The organism is Rhizobium sp. 42MFCr.1 (genome assembly GCF_000377185.1).
GTDB lineage: Bacteria > Pseudomonadota > Alphaproteobacteria > Rhizobiales > Rhizobiaceae > Rhizobium > Rhizobium altiplani.
Genome location: NZ_KB897845.1, coordinates 41,322 through 58,370, shown reverse-complemented (window position 1 = coordinate 58,370; position 17,049 = coordinate 41,322). Strand labels below are relative to the sequence as shown.

Here is a 17,049-nt window from a genome sequence, read left to right as displayed (position 1 = left end):
GGCAAGGAAATTGTGCGACGCAACGAAACCCAAAATTGTCAGAATCCCAAGCCTTCCTTCGCGATCAGGACGGCGGCAATGAGCGCCATGGCGTACATGAAAGGGTAGAAGATCGCGGGCTTCATCCGGCGCACGCACCAGGCGCCGGCAATCGTCGCAAGCGGCGCGAACGGCAGCAGCGTGGCCGATGTGGAGAGGTTCTGCGTGTCGAGCTGGCCGAGCGCGAAGTAGGGTATGAGCTTGACGGCGTTGAGAATTGCGAAGAAGCGGACGCTGGTTCCCGTATACTCCCGTGGCTGCATCTGCAGCGGCAAGGCATAGATCTGGAACGGTGCTCCGCCGGCATGAGCGACGAAGCTGCCATAGCCGGACAGGCTCCCCCACGTCGTCGCAAGCAGCGGCCGTTGGGCTCGAGGCGGCGTATGCTTTCCGGCTGCCGGGCCGAAGTTGTTCCAGAAGTAACGAAGGCAAAAGAGGATGGTGACCGCGCCGATGACGACGCGAAGCGCACTGCCTGGAACGAGCGCCGAAGTCGCCCAGCCGAGCCCGATGCCGAACAATGCGCCCGGCAGCATGATCTTCAGCGTTGTCCAGTCGCCGTGTCCGCGCCAGATCACGAGCGAGATCATGTCCATGAAAACGAGGATCGGGAGCAGGATCGCGGCGGCCTGAACGGGCGAGACGACGAGAGCGAGAAACGGCAATCCGATCAGCGACAAGGCATCACCCATGCCGCCTTTCGCCAATCCGACGAGGATGACAGCAGGAACGGCGGCGTAGTAAAATGACAAGTCCATCGGCATGCTTTTGAAATCCTCCACTTGCCAGTCCCGTCTAACGGAACTACTCACACGAGACGAGTGCAGATAGGCCGCAAAACGACCTGTCCTGCTGTAAATGGAAAGAGTTCATGACCGAACCGGAAAACCGCTGCCGCCTAGTTCTGATCGCGCCCGACATTGCCGATGTCGACGAGCAGGCGAAGATCGTCGGCGACGCCTTGAAGGGCGGTGATGTCGCCTCGGTGATCGTACCGCAATACAGCCTCAATGACGGCGAGTTCCAGAAGCACGCCGAGAAGCTGGTTCCCATCATTCAGGAGTCAGGTGCGGCCGCACTGCTAGCGGGCGACAGCCGCGTCGTCGGGCGCAGCAAGGCGGATGGCCTGCATCTGACCGGTCCGGCGAGCGAAATTTCCGAAGCGATCGACAAGTATGCCGACAAGCTGATCGTCGGCGGCGGCAATGCCGCTGATCGCCACCATGCGCTTGAGATCGGCGAGGAGCGACCGGACTACATCTTCTTCGGCAAGCTCGACGGCGACATCAAGCCGGAGGCGCACCCCAAGAACCTCGCGCTCGGCGAGTGGTGGGCTTCGATGATCGAGATCCCGTGCATCGTGATGGGCGGTACGGATCCAGCTTCCGCACTGGCCGTTGCCGAAACCGGCGCGGAGTTCGTCGCGCTGCGGCTGGCGGTTTTCGCGGACGCCGGGCTTGCGCCGTCCATCGTCGCCGAGATCAATGCGCTCTTGGACGAAAAAGCGCCACGGTTTGAGGATTGATATCGCGCTCATGCCGATCCTAGCCCGTCATCTGCGCCTGTCCGCTGCCTTTACTGTCGCCATTTTGGTGGGATTTACCCATGGCGCTTCGGCCCAGGTTGTCGACAATGTCGTGACACGGCCACTGGCGACCGCCCCAGAGTCGCTCAAAGCCGGGCGGCCGCAGACCGATGGCACGGGACCCTCGACGGGCGTTGGCGTTTTCGACCGCATGGGCGCGAAGTTGCCGGACCTGCCGCCGGAAAAGGATTATAAGGGCGTTGTCGATGAGGCCTACGGCGCCTATCAGCGCGGCTACTATCTGACGGCGATGGAAAAGGCTCTGGCCCGGGCACAACTCGGCGATCCGGCAGCGCAGACGCTTATGGGTGAGCTTCTGGCGGACGGGCTGGGCGTCAAACGCGACATGAAGAACGCGGCCTTCTGGTACAGCAAGGGTGCGGAAGGCGGCGACGCTGCAGCAATGTTCAAATACGCGCTGATGCTGATCGAGGGCCGGTACGTCAAGCGTGACAAGGCCAAGGCCGACGAATACATGCACAAGGCGGCCGATGGCGGAAATGCTTCGGCGCAATTCAACTGGGGCCAGATCCTCACGACCGACAATCCCGGCGACAAGGGATTGAAGCTTGCCCTGCCTTATTATGAGAAGTCTGCCGAACAGGGCATCGCCGACGCGCAGTATGCGGTGGCGGAGATTTACGCCTCGCTGCCCGACTTGCCGGAGGAAAAGAAGCAGCTGGCGCGCGAATGGATGGCACGTGCTGCGCATGCCGGCTTCGACACCGCCCAAGTCGATCTTGGCATCTGGCTGGTCAACGGTCAAAACGGCCCGCGCGATTTCGTCAAGGGTTTCCAGTGGCTGAGGCTTGCCGCCAATCGTGGCAACGTCGTTGCGCAGAACAAGCTCGCGCACCTCTATATCAACGCGCTTGGAACCAAGCCGGATCCTGTCGAGGCCGCGAAATGGTATGTCCTGTCGCGCCGCGCCGGTCTGCCCGACCCGGAACTTGAAGACTTCTATCTCGGCATTGAGGACGACCAGCAGAAGGCGGCCATCGATGCTGCCAACAAATTCCGCCGCCTTCAGTGATTTAACCCCTGAAAGGCTCTGAATGGACCGGCGGCTCGTGCCGCCGGCTTTCTGTCTCAGGCGAGATAGCCGCCGTCGATCGTCAGGCTGGCGCCGGTGATGAAGGACGCTTCTGAACTTGCGAGATAGGCCGCAAGGCTTGCAATCTCGCGGTCTTTTCCCATGCGACCGAGGGCAATCAACCCCTTCAACATCTCATTGGCATGCGGATCGGTATTCATGTCCGTCTCGGTAGGTCCGGGCTGGATCGTGTTGACGGTAATGCCGCGCGGGCCGAGATCGCGCGCGAGGCCGCGCATCATCGCAGCGACTGCGCCCTTGGTCATGCTGTAGACAGCGGATGTCGGAAAGCCGCTGCGTTCCGCGGTCACGCTGCCGATGGTGATGATCCGACCGCCTTCATGCATATGTTTCGCTGCGGCCTGCGTGCCGGCAAAGACGGCCCGCACATTGACGGCGAACATGCGGTCGAAGTCCTCCAGAGGGAAGGTTTCCAAGTTATTCAGCAACAGGATTCCTGCGTTGTTGACGAGAATGTCGATGGAGCCAAAGTGATCGGCAGCCTTGTCGATGGCTCGCTGCAGTGCTGCGGCATCCGCGCTGTCGGCTTGAATGGCAAGTGCCCTGCCGTCCTTCAACTCGATCTCAGCTTTGATTGCTTCAGCTTTCTCCTTGGAATTGGCAAAGGTGAAGGCGACTGTGGCGCCATCCATCGCCAGCCTGCGAACGATCGCCGCGCCGATGCCGCGTGAGCCGCCGGTCACGATTGCGACCTTTCCTTCAAGTGGTTTCGTCATTTTCATTTCTCCTTATTGGACTGTTTAATCTAGAATAGGGTGCGGAAAATCAGCGCTCTTCGATTGGGCTGTTATCGAAGGCTGCGGATTGCGAGACTGGCGATGGTGCGCAGGGTTTCGGGGCTTGCGCCGTTGCGGGCGCTGACTTTCATGCCGGATAGGGTGGCACCGAGAAACTGGGTGGCGGTTTCGGGATCGATTTCCGCCGATAGCTGGCCTTTCCTCTGGCCATCCTTCAGCAGCGTGAAGATTGCCTTGGCAAGCATTGCCGAGGCGCTGTCAGTCAAGGTCGCCACATCTGCGTCGGTGCGGCCAAACTCGCAAATCGCGCTGACGCCGAGGCAGCCCTTCGACGCCTCCGAGGCAGGTCGAGATGCGAAGGCGAACAGGGCAGCCTCCAGGGCATCAAGCGGTTGCGCGCCGTTTTGCATGTCCGCGATGATGCGCAGAATACTGTCGGTATTGTAACGCTTCAGAGCCTGGAGGTAGAGACTGCGCTTGTCGCCGAAGGTATCATACATGCTCTGCCGGCTGATCTTCATCGCCGCAAGCAGGGTGTCGGTGGAGCTGCCCTCATAGCCATGCTGGGAGAAGACGCCGATCGCAGCGTCGAGAGCATTGTCTTTGTCGAATTCCTTGTGCCTTGCCATGGACACGCAAATAGCAATTCCGGATCAATCTGTCCAGAAATATTTGAGTCGCATTTCTCCGTCGGCGTCGTGGTTCTACGGTCTCCTCTTGAAATTTTCCCGATTTTGTGGTCTTGAGGCCGCCAATCTTATCGAGCGCCGCCTTCTCCGGCGATCAGGGACCTTTCCCACCCTGACAGCGCATACCGTTTACCGCTCAAGGAAAAGTGCTCACATGGCTCGTTCAGCTCTCCTCAATGTCATGGTTCAGGCTGCCATCAAGGCAGGCAAGTCGCTGGGACGTGATTTCGGGGAAGTGCAGAACCTGCAGGTCTCGGTGAAAGGCCCGGGCGATTTCGTCTCGAATGCCGACCGCAAGGCCGAAAAGATCGTTAAGGACGAACTGCTGAAGGCCCGCCCGACCTATGGCTTCCTCGGCGAAGAGAGCGAGGAAATCAAGGGCACGGACGGAGCGCATCGCTGGATCGTCGATCCGCTCGACGGCACGACAAACTTCCTGCACGGCATCCCGATGTTTGCGGTATCGATCGCGCTCGAGCGCAACAATGAAATCGTGGCTGGTGTCGTCTTCAATCCTGCGACGGACGAACTCTACACCGCTGAACGCGGCGGCGGCGCCTTCCTGAACGATCGCCGTCTGCGTGTCGGCGCACGCCGCGTGCTGTCTGATTCCGTCATTGCCTGCGGCGTACCGCACCTCGGCCGCGGAAACCACGGCAAGTTCCTCGTTGAACTCCGGCACGTCATGGGCGAAGTTGCCGGGATTCGTCGCATGGGCGCGGCGTCGCTCGATCTCGCCTATGTGGCTGCCGGTCGGTTTGATGGCTATTGGGAAACTGCGTTGTCGGCCTGGGATATCGCTGCGGGCATCCTGCTCATCCGCGAAGCCGGCGGCTACGTGTCCGATTGGGAAGGCGGCTCGTCCATTCTCGAGACGGGCTCGGTGGTTGCAGGCAACGAGTATATCCAGAAGGCATTGCTTGAAGTCGCCAAGCGCCCGATCCCGGCTCGGTAAATCGCTGTTGTAAAGGCACGGTTTTCGTTCCGCGCATACTTCAATTCGGCACAATGTTGCTCTAGTCTCCGGCTGAAATGAATCCGGAGGCTGCGGAACCTATGGAAAATGTGAATGTGGCTGAGTTCGGCTCGACCGAAAAAACCACGGGTAATTACAGCTATAAACTTTCCAGTCCGATGCCGTTTCTTTGGACGATGGTGCTGTTTCTGATCATCGTCGGGTTCATCGCAGCCATTCTTTTCCGGCAGACGCAGACCGCTTTCATGCACAATCCGGGCCTTAACGGTTTGATCCTCGGCGTATTGGCGGTCGGTATCATCCTCGTCTTCAGCCATGTGCTGTCGTTGCGCCCGGAAGTACGGTGGTTCAATTCGTTCCGCGCTGCAGGCAGCGCCGACAAGGTCGGCCGCAATCCGAAGCTGCTTGCTCCGATGCGGACTCTGATCGGCAGCCGCAGCGCTTCGGCGGGAATCTCGACGGCGGCGTTTCGGTCCATTCTCGATTCCATTGCCAACCGCCTCGATGAATCGCGCGACGTGTCGCGCTACCTGATCGGCCTCCTCGTCTTTCTCGGCCTGCTTGGTACGTTCTGGGGTCTTATCGGCACGATCGGTTCGATCAGCTCGGTTATTCAGACGCTCGACGCGGGTTCGAACGGTTCGACCGATGTTCTCGGAGCGCTGAAGGAGGGGCTTTCGATGCCGCTTTCGGGCATGGGCCAGGCATTCTCGTCGTCGCTGCTTGGCTTGTCCGGCTCGCTCATCTTGGGTTTCCTTGATCTGCAGGCAGGCCGTGCTCAGAACCGCTTCTACATGGAGCTGGAGAACTGGCTTTCGTCAGTGACCGACGTCGGCTCCGATGTGGCGATCCCGACCATCAATCCCAACTCGGCGGTCTCACCGGACGACGTTCGGGCGCTCTCCGAATATATGCGCCGGATCTCAGAGGAAGGCAGCGGCGGCACCCAGAGGTCGGTTGCGGCAATGGCAAACCTTGCCGAAGGCATTCAGGGCCTAGTCAAGAACATGCGCAATGAACAGCAGATGCTTCGCGACTGGATCGAGGCGCAGCAGGACGAGACGAAGGCGATGCGGCGCACGCTCGATCGCCTGGCTGAGAGGATCGGCTCGCAGGAAAAGCACGGCTCAGGCGAACGCTCTCAACGCATGCAGCAACCCGAAAAGACCGAGGGCAAGTAAGCCATGGCTCTTGCCCGCAATCGTCGCCCCCAACGCGCGGTGGACTACTGGCCAGGTTTCGTTGATGCACTATCGACACTGCTGATCTCCATCATGTTCGTGCTGACCGTCTTCGTGGTCGGACAATATATCCTGAGCCGTGAGATTACGGGCCGGGACGAGGTGTTGAATCGGCTGAACAGCCAGATCAACGAATTGACGCAGCTTCTCGCCCTGGAGAAGGGAAGCAAGCAGGACCTCGAGGATAGCGTCGCCAATCTGCAGGCCTCCCTAGCGTCCGCCGAGAGCGAAAGATCCCGCCTGAAGTCGCTCCTTGATGCTGGGTCGGGCGGACAAAGCGCTGCGGAAGCACGTGTCGGCAACCTGACGAAGGAACTCGACGAACAGAAGCAGATGAGTGACCGGGCGATGAGCCAGGTCGAGCTTCTCAACCAGCAGATCGCCGCCTTGCGCAGCCAGATCGCCGCTGTCGAAGCTGCTCTGCAGGCTTCCGAGCAGAAGGATCAGAGTTCGCAGGCGAAGATCGCCGATCTCGGACGGCGCCTGAACGTCGCTCTTGCGCAACGCGTGCAGGAGCTCAACCGCTACCGGTCAGACTTCTTCGGGCGCCTGCGCGAGATCCTGTCCGACCGCGAGAATATCAGGATTGTCGGCGACCGCTTCGTCTTCCAGTCGGAAGTGCTGTTTCCCTCGGGCAGTGCGGATCTCAATCCGGACGGGCAGGTCGAGATGGCAAAGCTTGCGACGGCGCTCCTCGACGTTGCCAAGGAAATTCCGCCTGAGATCAACTGGGTACTGCGTGTCGATGGGCATACGGACAATGTGCCGCTCGCGGGCACCGGACGATATGTCGATAACTGGCAGCTGTCGTCCGCACGTGCGATCTCGGTCGTCAAGTTCCTGATTTCCCACGGCGTGCCGGCCGACCGTCTCGTCGCCGCCGGCTTCGGCGAGTTCCAGCCGATCGCACCAGGCGACACGCCCGAGGCGCGCGCAACCAACCGTCGTATCGAGCTCAAGCTGACCGAGAAGTAGGGTTACGCGACGCCCGACCGAACGTCGGTGAGGCGATCCATCAGGAAACAGCGCACCGCCGGGCTGTCGCTGAGGCCGATTGCCGAAAGGTAGGCGGCCTCTGCCGCCGGATAGTCTCCAACTTCCGTCAGCAAGTGCGCGCGAACGGCCCAATAGGGCTGGTAGGCTCTGATTTCCTTTGCGTCCATGGCGTCGAGAGACGCCAGCCCAGCTTTGGGTCCCTTCGTGCGACCGAGGACGGCGGCACGGCTGACGCGGGCGCCGATCGTCGGCTGCATCATCAGCAGCGCATCATACAAGACCACGAGAGCGTCCCAGTCCGTCAGGCCTGTCAGCCGGCGGGCGGCATGAACGGATTGAATGGCGGCCATGCACTGGAACGGACCGAAGCGGTTGGCGGCGCCGGCCTTGCGGAGCAGCGTGTCGGCTTCGGCGAGCATGATCGCATTCCAGCGATCCGTCGACTGCTTGTCGAGCGCGATGTACTCGCCCTCGGCATTGTGCCGCGCGGCACGTCGACCCTCGCAATAGAGCATCAGGGCAAGCAAACCGATCACCTCTGGCTCTTCGGGAAGCATTGAAAGCAGCGCCCGGCAGAGCCAGATGGCTTCGCTGGAAAGGCCACTGCGACCGCCATCGGCGCCATCGAGATTGTCCCAACCAAGCCCGTAGGCCGCGTAGATTGCGGAAAGAACGGCGGACAGACGCTCGGGCAGCGAGTGTCGATCGGGTATGGCAAACCCGATGCCGGTATCGCGAATGTTCGCCTTGGCCCGGACCAACCGCTGGCCCATGGCGGCAGGCGAAACCACGAAGGCCTGCGCGATTGCTTTTGCGTCGATGCCCAACACGACTTGCAGCATCAGCGGCGTGTGAATGCCTTTGTCGATTTGCGGATGAGTGCAGGCGAAAAGCAGCTTCAGGCGTTCGTCGGGCAACGCGTCGGTGGCCACTTCATTCATCCTCGCCTCGGCCTCCTCGAAGACCAGGACGATCGTTGGTCGCGCATTCTCGCGAACGGATCGATGGCGTGCAGCTCGCATGAGGTTGCGCCGCGCAGCGACCAGCACCCACGCCTCCGGCCTGTCGGGGATGCCGCGTTCCGGCCAGACCCGCAGAGCATCGACGAGCGCTTGTGACAACGCATCCTCGGCGGCCGGCAGATCGCGGGAGCGGGCCGCCAGGAAGGCGACCAGCTTGCCATAGGATTGACGCGCCACCCTTTCGGCGACGCGTTCGGCTTCGACCGTCATGTCCGCCTCACATCTGAAGGCGAGGGCGCACTTCGACCGAACCTTCTGCGGAGACCGGAACCCGGGTCGCCCATTCGAGCGCCGTATCGAAGTCCGGTACGTCGATCAGATAGAAGCCTCCCAACTGCTCCTTGCCCTCAGGGTATGGACCATCCTGCACGTCGTGGTCCTCGCCCTTGCGCCGCACCACCGTGCCGGTTTCGGGCGCGGTCAGGCCGGCGCCGCCGGTCATGATGCCGGCTTGGATCAGAGCCTGCGTGTAGGCGATCCAGCCGTCGCGGTAGGTGGGATCGGCGCGGCGGGAAAAATCCCGCGACGATTCGCGAACGATGAGCGCGTATTGCATGTGTATTCCTCCAGAATGGTTGTGTTGACCGGCGTGCAGGCATCTAAGAACCAAAAGCAGAATGCTGCAACGCTTGGGGGATCGGCGGTAGACCGTTCCGAGAGAATGAGACTCGGCGTTGGCTCATTTCGACATCCGGCCAAAAAAATTTCACGGCGGAAAAGTGGCGTTGTCGCCGGGCGGGGCTCCGCGTAGGCTCGTGTCGTTTGGGGGAGAATGCTTTGATTGAATGTGATGTGCTGGTCATCGGCGCAGGACTTGCCGGGCTTGTGGCGGCGGCGGAGGCAGCGGAGCGCGGACGGAAGGTCTGCATCGTCGAGCAGGAGGGCGAACAGAGCGTCGGTGGGCAGGCATTCTGGTCTCTGGGCGGGCTGTTCTTCGTCGACAGCCCTGAACAGCGGCTGCTGGGCATTCGCGACAACCTCGGCCTGGCGCGACAGGACTGGATGGGGTCCGCGTCATTCGACAGGCCGGAAGACTATTGGCCGCGTCGCTGGGCAGAGGCCTATCTGGAGTTCGCCGCAGGCGAAAAGCGTTCATGGCTTTATCAGCAGGGAATGCGCTGGTTCCCGGTGGTCGGTTGGGCCGAGCGGGGAGGCGGCTTGGCGCACGGCCACGGAAACTCCGTACCGCGCTTTCATGTGACCTGGGGAACCGGGCCGGCTGTGCTTGCCCCCTTTGTTCGCCGCGTGCGCGAAGCGGAAGCGAAGGGCCTTGTTACGCTTCTGTTCCGGCATCAGGTGGATGATCTTCTCGTTCAGGACGGCGTCGTCTGCGGCGCCCGCGGCTCGGTCCTTCAGCCCGATGCTTCCGTGCGAGGGCGGGAGACAAACCGTATGTTTTCGGCGCTCTTCGAGGTTCGGGCCGGCGCGACGATCGTCACATCAGGGGGTATCGGGGGTAATCACGACGCGGTGCGCCGGAGATGGCCGGTCGATAGGTTGGGGCGGCCCCCGGCCGAAATGGTCGCCGGCGTGCCCGCCCATGTAGACGGTCGAATGATCGAGATCGCCGAGCGTGCTGGCGGGCGGGAGATCAATTCGGATCGGATGTGGCACTACACGGAGGGCGTGAGGAATTGGGACCCGATCTGGCGCAATCACGGCATACGCATCCTGCCGGGTCCCTCCTCCTTCTGGTGCGACGCCTGGGGTAACCGCTTTACTCCGCCAGCGATGCCCGGCTTCGATACGCTGGGGACTCTGAAGGCGATCTGCGCAACCGGGCAGGACCACAGCTGGTTCATCCTGACCAAGGCAATCATCAAGAAGGAGTTTGCCCTTTCCGGTTCCGAGCAGAATCCCGATATCACGGGCAAGGATATCCGCCTGCTTCTCAAGCGGTTGGGCAAGGAGCCGCCGGGGCCGGTTCGTGCGTTCATGGACAAAGGCGAGGATTTCGTCGTTCGCGACACGCTGGAATCGCTTGTCGACGGCATGAACGGGTTGACGGGTGAAAAACGTGTGGATGCGAGCCGCCTCAGGACGCAGATCGAGGCGCGCGACAGGGAGATCGCCAATCCCTTTGCCAAGGACGCACAGGTGGTCGCCATTCGAGGGGCGCGGCGCTATCTCGGGGATCGCTTGATGCGGACGGCCAGGCCGCATGCACTGCTTGACCCCAGGGCCGGGCCGCTCATTGCCGTGCGGCTGCACATCCTGACACGCAAGTCGCTCGGTGGTCTGGAGACGGATCTATCCGCGCGCGTGATCGGCCATGGTGGCGATCCGGTTCCGGGGCTTTATGCGGCGGGTGAAGTGGCGGGTTTTGGTGGTGGAGGTATGCACGGATACAATGCGCTCGAGGGAACCTTCCTCGGCGGCTGCATCTTTTCCGCCAGGGTAGCCGGGCGGGCAGTTTAAAGGCGGCGTTTGTGGCGCCGCCTTATGTGATCAGGCCTCAGCCTTCGTCGTGTCGACGACTTCTGCGCCGGGAGAATTCTTCTTGATGGATTCGATGGCGCTGAGCGCCGATGCCTTGGCTTTATAGCCTTCGGAGCCGAACATGGCTTCGCCATTCGGAGCTTTGAAACGGAAACGGAACTCGCCAGCCTTGTCCTTGTAAACTTCGAACTTATACATCGATTTTTCTCCCGGAATCAGGATGTTGTCCTATCTGCAGGTGCAGCCTAGAACAAAAAACGCAACTATTCCATCGGGATATTTGCGCGCTTTGCAACCGACGCGACTGACGGGCCGTCAGGGACGACATACGCCCCTGATGTATAGGTCTTACGGTTTGAAGATCGAGAAGACCGACGAAAACTTGTTGATCAGGTAGGGCGCAAAGAGCACCAGGCCGGAATAGAAGAAGTTGGCGCCCTTCGTCATATCGGGGATCTCGTTGCCGCTGGCGAAGCGATGGAGGAGGCAAGGCCAAAGCCGACATAGAGCATCAGGATCGCGACGGTTCCGACAAGCGCGATAAAGCGGCTCGAGCTCGCCTTCATCATCGTGACGGTGAGAGGGACTTGCCCTGCTGCGAGCGCATTGCCGGCGGCATCAATGGCGTTTCCGGCCGTATCAGTCTTAGTCAAGGCGACTTCCTCCGACAAGGCATCGGTGAGCGACCAATCCCGGGCCTCCCGCAGCGAGCGATAGCACAGCAGCATCGATATGACGACGGCTACGGCGACGAGAACGACTAGCATCTGGGCAAAGCTTATCGAGTTCAACTGAGCCTCCCCTCAGAACGCGACGACATGGCGTTCACCCATAAATCGGGTGTAATCTTTGCGTGCATTATGTCAATATACACGCAAAGATTACACGCCGTTGCAACCGGCGGAGGCCGGGGGTCGAGGAAGAGCGTGTGGTCAGGCAATCATCTTGCAGCGGCGAGAAAGTCCCCGGCGCCGGTTTCGAACTGCAGCCTCGCAAGCTTGGCGTATATGCCGCCCTCCCTGATGAGGCTCTGATGTGTTCCCTCTTCGACAACGCGTCCCTGATCCATGACGAGGATACGGTCGGCCTTCAGCACGGTCGCGAGGCGATGGGCGATGACGAGCGTGGTGCGGCCGGTCATCAACCCGTCGAGGGCCTTCTGCACAAGCGTTTCGCTTTCGGCGTCCAGGGCCGACGTCGCTTCGTCGAGAAGCAGGACCGGTGCGTCCTTGAGGATGGCGCGGGCGATGGCGATGCGCTGGCGTTGACCGCCGGAAAGCGTGATGCCGCGCTCTCCCACCTCGGTGTCGTATCCCTTCTCCAAACGAGCGATGAATTCGTCGGCCTGTGCAGCGATCGCGGCGGCCCGCACCTCTTCGCGGCTTGCCTCGGGACGGCCGAAGGCGATGTTGTCGTGAATGGAAGCCGCAAAGATCGTGACGTCCTGGGGCACGATCGCTAGGCGCTTGCGCAGTTCGTCGGGGTCGCTGCTGCGTGCATCCACTCCGTCGATCATCACGGCGCCCTTCTGCGGGTCATAGAAGCGCAGCAGCAGCGAGAAGACGGTGCTTTTTCCGGCGCCGGAGGGGCCAACGATCGCGACGGTTTCGCCGGGAGCGACGCCGAAATTCAAGCCATGCAGCGCGGATCGCTCCGGCCGTGAGGGATAGGCGAAATGCACGTCGGTAAACTGGACACGGCCTTGCGCCGGAGCGGGCAAGGCAACGGGCGCAGCCGGTGCGGAAATCGGGGAAACCTCGTCGAGCAATTCCGTCAGCCGATCGGCCGCTCCCGCGGCCTGCGAGAGCTCGCCCCATACCTCGGAGAGTGCGCCGAGCGAGCCTGCGGCAATGACGGAGTAGAGAAGAAACTGGCCAAGAGTGCCTGGCGACAACGTGCCGGCGAGGACGTTATGGGCGCCGACCCAGAGAACGGCGACGACGCTGCCGAAGATGAGGGTAATGGCGATGCCGGTCAGCAGGGCGCGCGAGCGAATTGCGGCCCGGGCAGCGTCATAGGCGGTTTCGACGGCCATCCCGTAACGCGAGGCGGCGGCATCCTCGCCCCCGAAGGCCTGGACGGTACGGCTGGCCGCAATCGTTTCGTTGGCGAAAGCAGAGGCGTCGGCCAGCGTATCCTGAGCCGAGCGCGAGCGCTTCCGGACGGAGCGGCCGAAGCCGACCAACGGAAAGACGATCAACGGGATCGCACCGATCACCAGGCTGGACAGCTTTGGCGACGTCACGATCATCATGCCCATCGCGCCGAGACAGAGAATGAGGTTGCGCAGGGCGACGGAGGCCGTCGCGCCGACAGCCGACTTGATCTGCGTCGTGTCCGCCGTCAGGCGCGAGACGATCTCGCCGGACTGGTTGACGTCGAAGAACGAGGGAGACAGGCGCGTGACGTGATTGAAAACATCGCGGCGCAAATCGGATACCACACGCTCACCAAGGGTGATGACGAAGTAGTAGCGAAGGGCGCTCGCGATGGCGAGCACGATCGCCATGATCATCAGCATCAGGAAATAGCTGTTGATGAAACTGCCGTCGGCCTGTGTGAAGCCATGGTCGATCATGCGGCGGACGGCGAGCGGCAGAGCAAGCGAAGTGACAGCGGCAAGTGCCAGGGCGGCAAGCGCCCCTGTGACCATGCCGCGATAGTGCATCACATAGGGTGTCAACCTGCCGAGCGGCTTCAGCGAACGAGACTTCTTTTCCTCGGGTTGCCCTGCGTATGCCAATTCGTCTCCGATCGCCTTCGACACCGCTCATCCGCGGCTGATGGCTCTTGTTATCCTGCCGGCCTTCATGTATAGGCAGCCCATCCTAATGGGAAGCCGTAGCCTTTTGCGTCTGCGGCTTCATTTATTCAATCGGTCCTCTTGTCGCAACGAATATGCGTCAAATTGGACGTTGCATGGCAGGAAGATTGTTATGAAGGCAGATATCCATCCCGACTACCACACGATCAAGGTAGTCATGACCGACGGCACCGAATACGAAACCCGCTCGACCTGGGGTTCTGAAGGCGCAGTCATGAACCTCGAAATCGACTCCAAGTCGCATCCGGCATGGACTGGTGGCAACCAGCAACTCATGGACCGCGGCGGTCGCGTTTCCAAGTTCAACAAGCGTTTCGGCGGCCTCGGCCTCTAGTCGCTGTCGCTTGGCAGAGTTTGAAAGAGCCCCGCTTCGGCGGGGCTTTTTTGTGGAATTGCTCAGGAAATAGCACCAAGCCGATTTCCAGCATCCACCACGGCAGCTTTGCGCCGTGAGTGGACTTCGACACGCTCGTGACGGGCGACCGACTTGTGGCCGGAGAACGAACCCGCTGCGCGTTTCTGGCATGGGAAAAGCGATAGCAGACATTCAACGATCCGGATTGAGGTCTCGAGCTGACCTGCTTCGTTATTGCCGCCGCTCGGCAGGAACGTCGCGAGAGGGTGGAAAGCGGTCATTTGCCTAGTCTTCAGGAAAGATGGCGTTACGACCGGAACCGGTCGTTTGATGTTCTGCCTCTTGCAGCAGGCCCTCGAGACGGGTCGCCCATTCCTTGTTGCTATCTCTGAACGGACCAAGCGCATCGCCGGCAGGCTCCGGGAGATCGCCTACAGCGGCGGAGAAACGGCGAGCCTCCTGACTATGTCCCAACGCCGTGTGGCAGCACGCCTGAATGCGGAGCAGCGCCGGCCAGTCAGGCCGCGCCTTTAGCGCCATTCGTCCCGTGTCAAGTGCGCCCTCGACGTCGCCCGAAAAGAACAGCGCAAGCATCAAGAAACTGAACCAGGCCGCATTCTGCGGATCATGGGGGTTGAGTTCGAGGCCCCGAGCCAGTGGCTTTCGCGCGCCGGCCGCATCGCCCACGAAAAGGCGGGCCATGCCGAGGACGAGATACCCCAAGGCGAAGCTAGGACCGAGTTCGATGGACCGCTCGGCTGCGAGGATCGCCTGGTCAGCCCTGCCTGTGTAGGCCGACACAATCGCCAGCGCATAGTGCGCATACGGATTTCGGGCGTCGAGATATATCGCCCGCAAGGCCGCATCGAGACCTTCCTTCCCGTCCGCGGCGGGATTTTCTGTCCAGCCATAGGCGATGAGGCCTGCGTTGACCCGTGCCCGCCAGATCTGCGCCTCTGGAAGCATGGGATCGAGCTCCGCGGCCTCCCGGAAGAATCTCCTTGCGAGAAGATGGGTTGGCTGCGTTACCTTGTGAAAATTGAATGTACCTTGCCGTACAAGGTCCCATGCGGTCACGTTGCCGGTGTGCGGAGCAACCTGAAGTCCATGCCGCAACAGCAGTTCCGGCTCGACCGCCGCTGCAATCCGCTCGGCGATGGCGTCCTGCACTGCAAATACCTCGGCCACCTGAAGATCGTAATGTTCGGACCAGACAGTGACATCCTTCATTGCGTCGGCAAGGTAAACCGATATCCGCATCCGATCGCAGGTATGCCGGATGGCTCCATCCACCAGAAAATCAACGCCAAGTTCGTGCGCGATAGACTTCGGATCCCTCGGGCCATTCCTCATTGCGAAACTCGCCCCACGCGACGCGACGCGGAACCATCGGAACCGGGCGAGCGCCACGATCAGGTCGTCGGCGATACCGTCGGCCAGATATTGTCTCTCGGCATCTCCGCCAAGATCCTCGAAAGGCAGTACTGCGATCGCGGGGCTGGATCTCGCCTCCGCATGCCCTTCGCTACCGGGTCCGTCGGTCCGGCTCTCCACCGGACCGGAAAATCTGTATCCCACCCGTGGGACCGTAACGATCCAGTCGCCGCCGTCTGATGCCGGGCCGAGCAGCTTGCGGAGGGCAGCAATCTGAACGGAAAGATTACTCTCCTCGACGGCGAGGCCCGGCCAAACAGCATCCATCAGCGCCGACTTGGCGACGATGCGCCCATCTGCCGCGAGCAGAACGGCAAGCAGCGAAGCGCCGCGGGCGCCGATGGCGACAGGCCTGTTATCACGGAGAAGGCATCCGTTCTCGGTAATGAACTCGAAGGGGCCGAATACAAGGTGCTGGGTGTTCATGACTTGGGAATGATACGCCCGATTTCGCAGTTTTCGGAATTTTTCGGCCTTCGTTCAGGACTTGCGCCGGCTCCGCGCGCAGATTCAGCTCCATGCAGCAGTTGAAGTGGTGGGAACGATGGAGAACGAAACAATGCAAGCGAAGAATGCTCATGCATCAACCGCGAAAATCGTACGCGGCAGTGACAGCTATGTCGCCGAGCAGGGATCTGTCTATCGCTCGGGAGTCTCGGCGGAGAGCGTCGGATCCAGCATGCTGTGGCTCGGGATGATCTCGCTACCCGCAGGACGACGAACCAGCGCCCATCGCCATCAGGGACACGAGACGGCCCTGCTTATGACCGCGGGCAAAGAGATCGAGATTTGGTCGGGGGCCGAGCTTGAACGATGCGAAAAGGTCCTCCCCGGCGACTACCTGTTCATTCCGGCCGGCGTTCCGCATCTTGCCGTGAACCGCAGCACGGAAAACGCCGAGTTCCTCGCTGCCCGCAACGACCCCGCAGCGAACGAGAGTGTCGTGCTGATGCCGGAACTTGACGACATCGTACCCTAATCAGGCTCAGAGGTGCGCTATGGCGATCATCGAACAACGTCTGGCCGCTATGGGTCTGGAACTGCCCGAGCCTCTGAAAGTTCGCGAGGGGCTGCGTATGCCTTTCGCCTGGGTCCGGGTGCGCGGCAACCGCGCCGACATATCGGGTCACGTCGCGTGCAGCCGGGATGGGACATTGGCGAAACCCCTCGGCAAGGTCGGGACCGAGGTTTCGCCTGAGCAGGGTTACGCGTCAGCGCGGCTCGTTGCCCTGGCTCATCTCGCGAGCCTCAAGCGGGCAGTCGGAAACCTCGATCGGGTTACGGCGTGGCTGCGCGTCTTCGCCATGGTGAATGTTGCTCCGGGTTTCAATGAGACCCCGCTGGTCACAAACGGTTATTCCGATTTGATACTGGAGCTGTACGGCCCTGACGTTGGCGCCCACGCCCGCTCGTCCATCGGCATGGCCATCCCTTTGAATGCGCCTGTAAACTGCGAAGCGGAAGTGGAAATTGACGGGTGACCCCTTAGGGTCGGTTCACGACCTTTGCGGGGTGCGGCGCGAATGACGTTCATGGCGCAACCGCGACCTCCAGCTGTCGTCGCCGCCAACGTCTGCTTTTCGGACGGGGCAAAGCTG

Annotated in this window: 19 protein-coding genes; 9 read left to right on the top strand and 10 right to left on the bottom strand. The window is 61.3% G+C overall.

The genetic code is table 11. The annotated features are described in order from the left end of the window. Window positions 1-38: 38 nt before the first annotated feature. Window positions 39-803 carry a sulfite exporter TauE/SafE family protein gene (locus C934_RS0122730; protein WP_018858892.1) on the bottom strand — a complete coding sequence of 255 codons (765 nt, stop codon included), beginning with the start codon at window positions 801-803 and terminating at the stop codon, window positions 39-41. Between the two features lie 107 nt (window positions 804-910). On the opposite strand from C934_RS0122730, the gene C934_RS0122725 reads away from it, so the two are divergent. Further along, complete coding sequence (locus C934_RS0122725; protein WP_018858891.1) at window positions 911-1,564, top strand: thiamine phosphate synthase; 654 nt, start codon at window positions 911-913, stop codon at window positions 1,562-1,564. Between the two features lie 10 nt (window positions 1,565-1,574). Next, the gene (locus C934_RS0122720) at window positions 1,575-2,657 is read left to right on the top strand and encodes a tetratricopeptide repeat protein (protein ID WP_018858890.1); all 1,083 of its coding nucleotides are present in this window, start codon (window positions 1,575-1,577) and stop codon (window positions 2,655-2,657) included. Window positions 2,658-2,713: 56 nt separating this feature from the next. Here the strand turns inward: C934_RS0122720 and C934_RS0122715 are convergent, their stop codons facing one another. Next, window positions 2,714-3,454 carry a 3-oxoacyl-ACP reductase family protein gene (locus tag C934_RS0122715; protein WP_018858889.1) on the bottom strand — a complete coding sequence of 247 codons (741 nt, stop codon included), beginning with the start codon at window positions 3,452-3,454 and terminating at the stop codon, window positions 2,714-2,716. Window positions 3,455-3,525: 71 nt separating this feature from the next. Then, window positions 3,526-4,104, bottom strand: a complete 579-nt coding sequence (locus tag C934_RS0122710) for a TetR/AcrR family transcriptional regulator (protein ID WP_018858888.1) — start codon at window positions 4,102-4,104, stop codon at window positions 3,526-3,528. A gap of 214 nt (window positions 4,105-4,318) precedes the next feature. On the opposite strand from C934_RS0122710, the gene C934_RS0122705 reads away from it, so the two are divergent. From C934_RS0122705 to C934_RS0122695, 3 genes are all read left to right on the top strand, one after another. Further along, the gene (locus C934_RS0122705; protein ID WP_018858887.1) at window positions 4,319-5,119 is read left to right on the top strand and encodes an inositol monophosphatase family protein; all 801 of its coding nucleotides are present in this window, start codon (window positions 4,319-4,321) and stop codon (window positions 5,117-5,119) included. 101 nt (window positions 5,120-5,220) lie between these two features. Next, window positions 5,221-6,321, top strand: coding sequence for a hypothetical protein (locus C934_RS0122700; protein WP_018858886.1), 1,101 nt, complete (start codon window positions 5,221-5,223; stop codon window positions 6,319-6,321). Window positions 6,322-6,324: 3 nt separating this feature from the next. Next, window positions 6,325-7,356 carry a peptidoglycan -binding protein gene (locus tag C934_RS0122695; RefSeq protein ID WP_018858885.1) on the top strand — a complete coding sequence of 344 codons (1,032 nt, stop codon included), beginning with the start codon at window positions 6,325-6,327 and terminating at the stop codon, window positions 7,354-7,356. A 2-nt stretch (window positions 7,357-7,358) separates the two neighbouring features. Here the strand turns inward: C934_RS0122695 and C934_RS0122690 are convergent, their stop codons facing one another. Further along, window positions 7,359-8,609 carry an RNA polymerase sigma factor gene (locus C934_RS0122690; RefSeq protein ID WP_018858884.1) on the bottom strand — a complete coding sequence of 417 codons (1,251 nt, stop codon included), beginning with the start codon at window positions 8,607-8,609 and terminating at the stop codon, window positions 7,359-7,361. Between the two features lie 7 nt (window positions 8,610-8,616). Then, window positions 8,617-8,955: a YciI family protein gene (locus C934_RS0122685; RefSeq protein WP_018858883.1), complete on the bottom strand. Its 339-nt coding sequence runs from the start codon at window positions 8,953-8,955 to the stop codon at window positions 8,617-8,619. Window positions 8,956-9,176: 221 nt separating this feature from the next. Between C934_RS0122685 and C934_RS0122680 the strand changes: the two genes are divergently transcribed. Then, window positions 9,177-10,817, top strand: coding sequence for an FAD-binding dehydrogenase (locus C934_RS0122680; RefSeq protein ID WP_018858882.1), 1,641 nt, complete (start codon window positions 9,177-9,179; stop codon window positions 10,815-10,817). 30 nt (window positions 10,818-10,847) lie between these two features. Here C934_RS0122680 and C934_RS0122675 read toward each other — a convergent pair whose 3' ends face one another. The 3 genes from C934_RS0122675 to C934_RS0122660 all read right to left on the bottom strand — a co-directional run bounded on the left by C934_RS0122675 (window position 10,848) and on the right by C934_RS0122660 (window position 13,581). After that, window positions 10,848-11,036 carry a YegP family protein gene (locus C934_RS0122675; RefSeq protein WP_018858881.1) on the bottom strand — a complete coding sequence of 63 codons (189 nt, stop codon included), beginning with the start codon at window positions 11,034-11,036 and terminating at the stop codon, window positions 10,848-10,850. Between the two features lie 245 nt (window positions 11,037-11,281). Next, window positions 11,282-11,629 carry a hypothetical protein gene (locus C934_RS0122665; protein WP_018858879.1) on the bottom strand — a complete coding sequence of 116 codons (348 nt, stop codon included), beginning with the start codon at window positions 11,627-11,629 and terminating at the stop codon, window positions 11,282-11,284. Between the two features lie 149 nt (window positions 11,630-11,778). Then, window positions 11,779-13,581, bottom strand: a complete 1,803-nt coding sequence (locus C934_RS0122660; RefSeq protein WP_026372007.1) for an ABC transporter transmembrane domain-containing protein — start codon at window positions 13,579-13,581, stop codon at window positions 11,779-11,781. Between the two features lie 193 nt (window positions 13,582-13,774). Here C934_RS0122660 and rpmE point away from each other — a divergent pair, with 193 nt between their 5' ends. Next, entirely contained in the window at window positions 13,775-13,996 is a 222-nt protein-coding gene (rpmE, locus tag C934_RS0122655; RefSeq protein WP_007527409.1) for a 50S ribosomal protein L31, read from the top strand. A 62-nt stretch (window positions 13,997-14,058) separates the two neighbouring features. Here rpmE and C934_RS0122650 read toward each other — a convergent pair whose 3' ends face one another. Together C934_RS0122650 and C934_RS0122645 are read right to left on the bottom strand one after the other, a co-directional pair. Then, window positions 14,059-14,298 (bottom strand): hypothetical protein, encoded by a 240-nt coding sequence (locus C934_RS0122650; protein WP_018858877.1) that lies wholly within the window; start codon window positions 14,296-14,298, stop codon window positions 14,059-14,061. A 4-nt stretch (window positions 14,299-14,302) separates the two neighbouring features. Beyond that, a complete protein-coding gene (locus C934_RS0122645) occupies window positions 14,303-15,877 on the bottom strand; it encodes a winged helix-turn-helix domain-containing tetratricopeptide repeat protein (RefSeq protein ID WP_018858876.1) in 1,575 nt (524 codons plus the stop codon). A gap of 118 nt (window positions 15,878-15,995) precedes the next feature. Here C934_RS0122645 and C934_RS0122640 point away from each other — a divergent pair, with 118 nt between their 5' ends. Then, entirely contained in the window at window positions 15,996-16,430 is a 435-nt protein-coding gene (locus tag C934_RS0122640; protein ID WP_025660882.1) for a cupin domain-containing protein, read from the top strand. A gap of 19 nt (window positions 16,431-16,449) precedes the next feature. Then, window positions 16,450-16,932, top strand: coding sequence for a RidA family protein (locus C934_RS0122635; protein ID WP_018858874.1), 483 nt, complete (start codon window positions 16,450-16,452; stop codon window positions 16,930-16,932). Window positions 16,933-17,049: the final 117 nt, after the last annotated feature.

Coding starts and splice junctions, on each gene's coding strand:
- C934_RS0122730 (WP_018858892.1), bottom strand. CDS start 803: ATGCCGATGGACTTGTCATTTTACTACGCCGCCGTTCCTGCTGTCATC.
- C934_RS0122725 (WP_018858891.1), top strand. CDS start 911: ATGACCGAACCGGAAAACCGCTGCCGCCTAGTTCTGATCGCGCCCGAC.
- C934_RS0122720 (WP_018858890.1), top strand. CDS start 1,575: ATGCCGATCCTAGCCCGTCATCTGCGCCTGTCCGCTGCCTTTACTGTC.
- C934_RS0122715 (WP_018858889.1), bottom strand. CDS start 3,454: ATGACGAAACCACTTGAAGGAAAGGTCGCAATCGTGACCGGCGGCTCA.
- C934_RS0122710 (WP_018858888.1), bottom strand. CDS start 4,104: ATGGCAAGGCACAAGGAATTCGACAAAGACAATGCTCTCGACGCTGCG.
- C934_RS0122705 (WP_018858887.1), top strand. CDS start 4,319: ATGGCTCGTTCAGCTCTCCTCAATGTCATGGTTCAGGCTGCCATCAAG.
- C934_RS0122700 (WP_018858886.1), top strand. CDS start 5,221: ATGGAAAATGTGAATGTGGCTGAGTTCGGCTCGACCGAAAAAACCACG.
- C934_RS0122695 (WP_018858885.1), top strand. CDS start 6,325: ATGGCTCTTGCCCGCAATCGTCGCCCCCAACGCGCGGTGGACTACTGG.
- C934_RS0122690 (WP_018858884.1), bottom strand. CDS start 8,609: ATGACGGTCGAAGCCGAACGCGTCGCCGAAAGGGTGGCGCGTCAATCC.
- C934_RS0122685 (WP_018858883.1), bottom strand. CDS start 8,955: ATGCAATACGCGCTCATCGTTCGCGAATCGTCGCGGGATTTTTCCCGC.
- C934_RS0122675 (WP_018858881.1), bottom strand. CDS start 11,036: ATGTATAAGTTCGAAGTTTACAAGGACAAGGCTGGCGAGTTCCGTTTC.
- rpmE (WP_007527409.1), top strand. CDS start 13,775: ATGAAGGCAGATATCCATCCCGACTACCACACGATCAAGGTAGTCATG.
- C934_RS0122650 (WP_018858877.1), bottom strand. CDS start 14,298: ATGACCGCTTTCCACCCTCTCGCGACGTTCCTGCCGAGCGGCGGCAAT.
- C934_RS0122645 (WP_018858876.1), bottom strand. CDS start 15,877: ATGAACACCCAGCACCTTGTATTCGGCCCCTTCGAGTTCATTACCGAG.
- C934_RS0122640 (WP_025660882.1), top strand. CDS start 15,996: ATGGAGAACGAAACAATGCAAGCGAAGAATGCTCATGCATCAACCGCG.
- C934_RS0122635 (WP_018858874.1), top strand. CDS start 16,450: ATGGCGATCATCGAACAACGTCTGGCCGCTATGGGTCTGGAACTGCCC.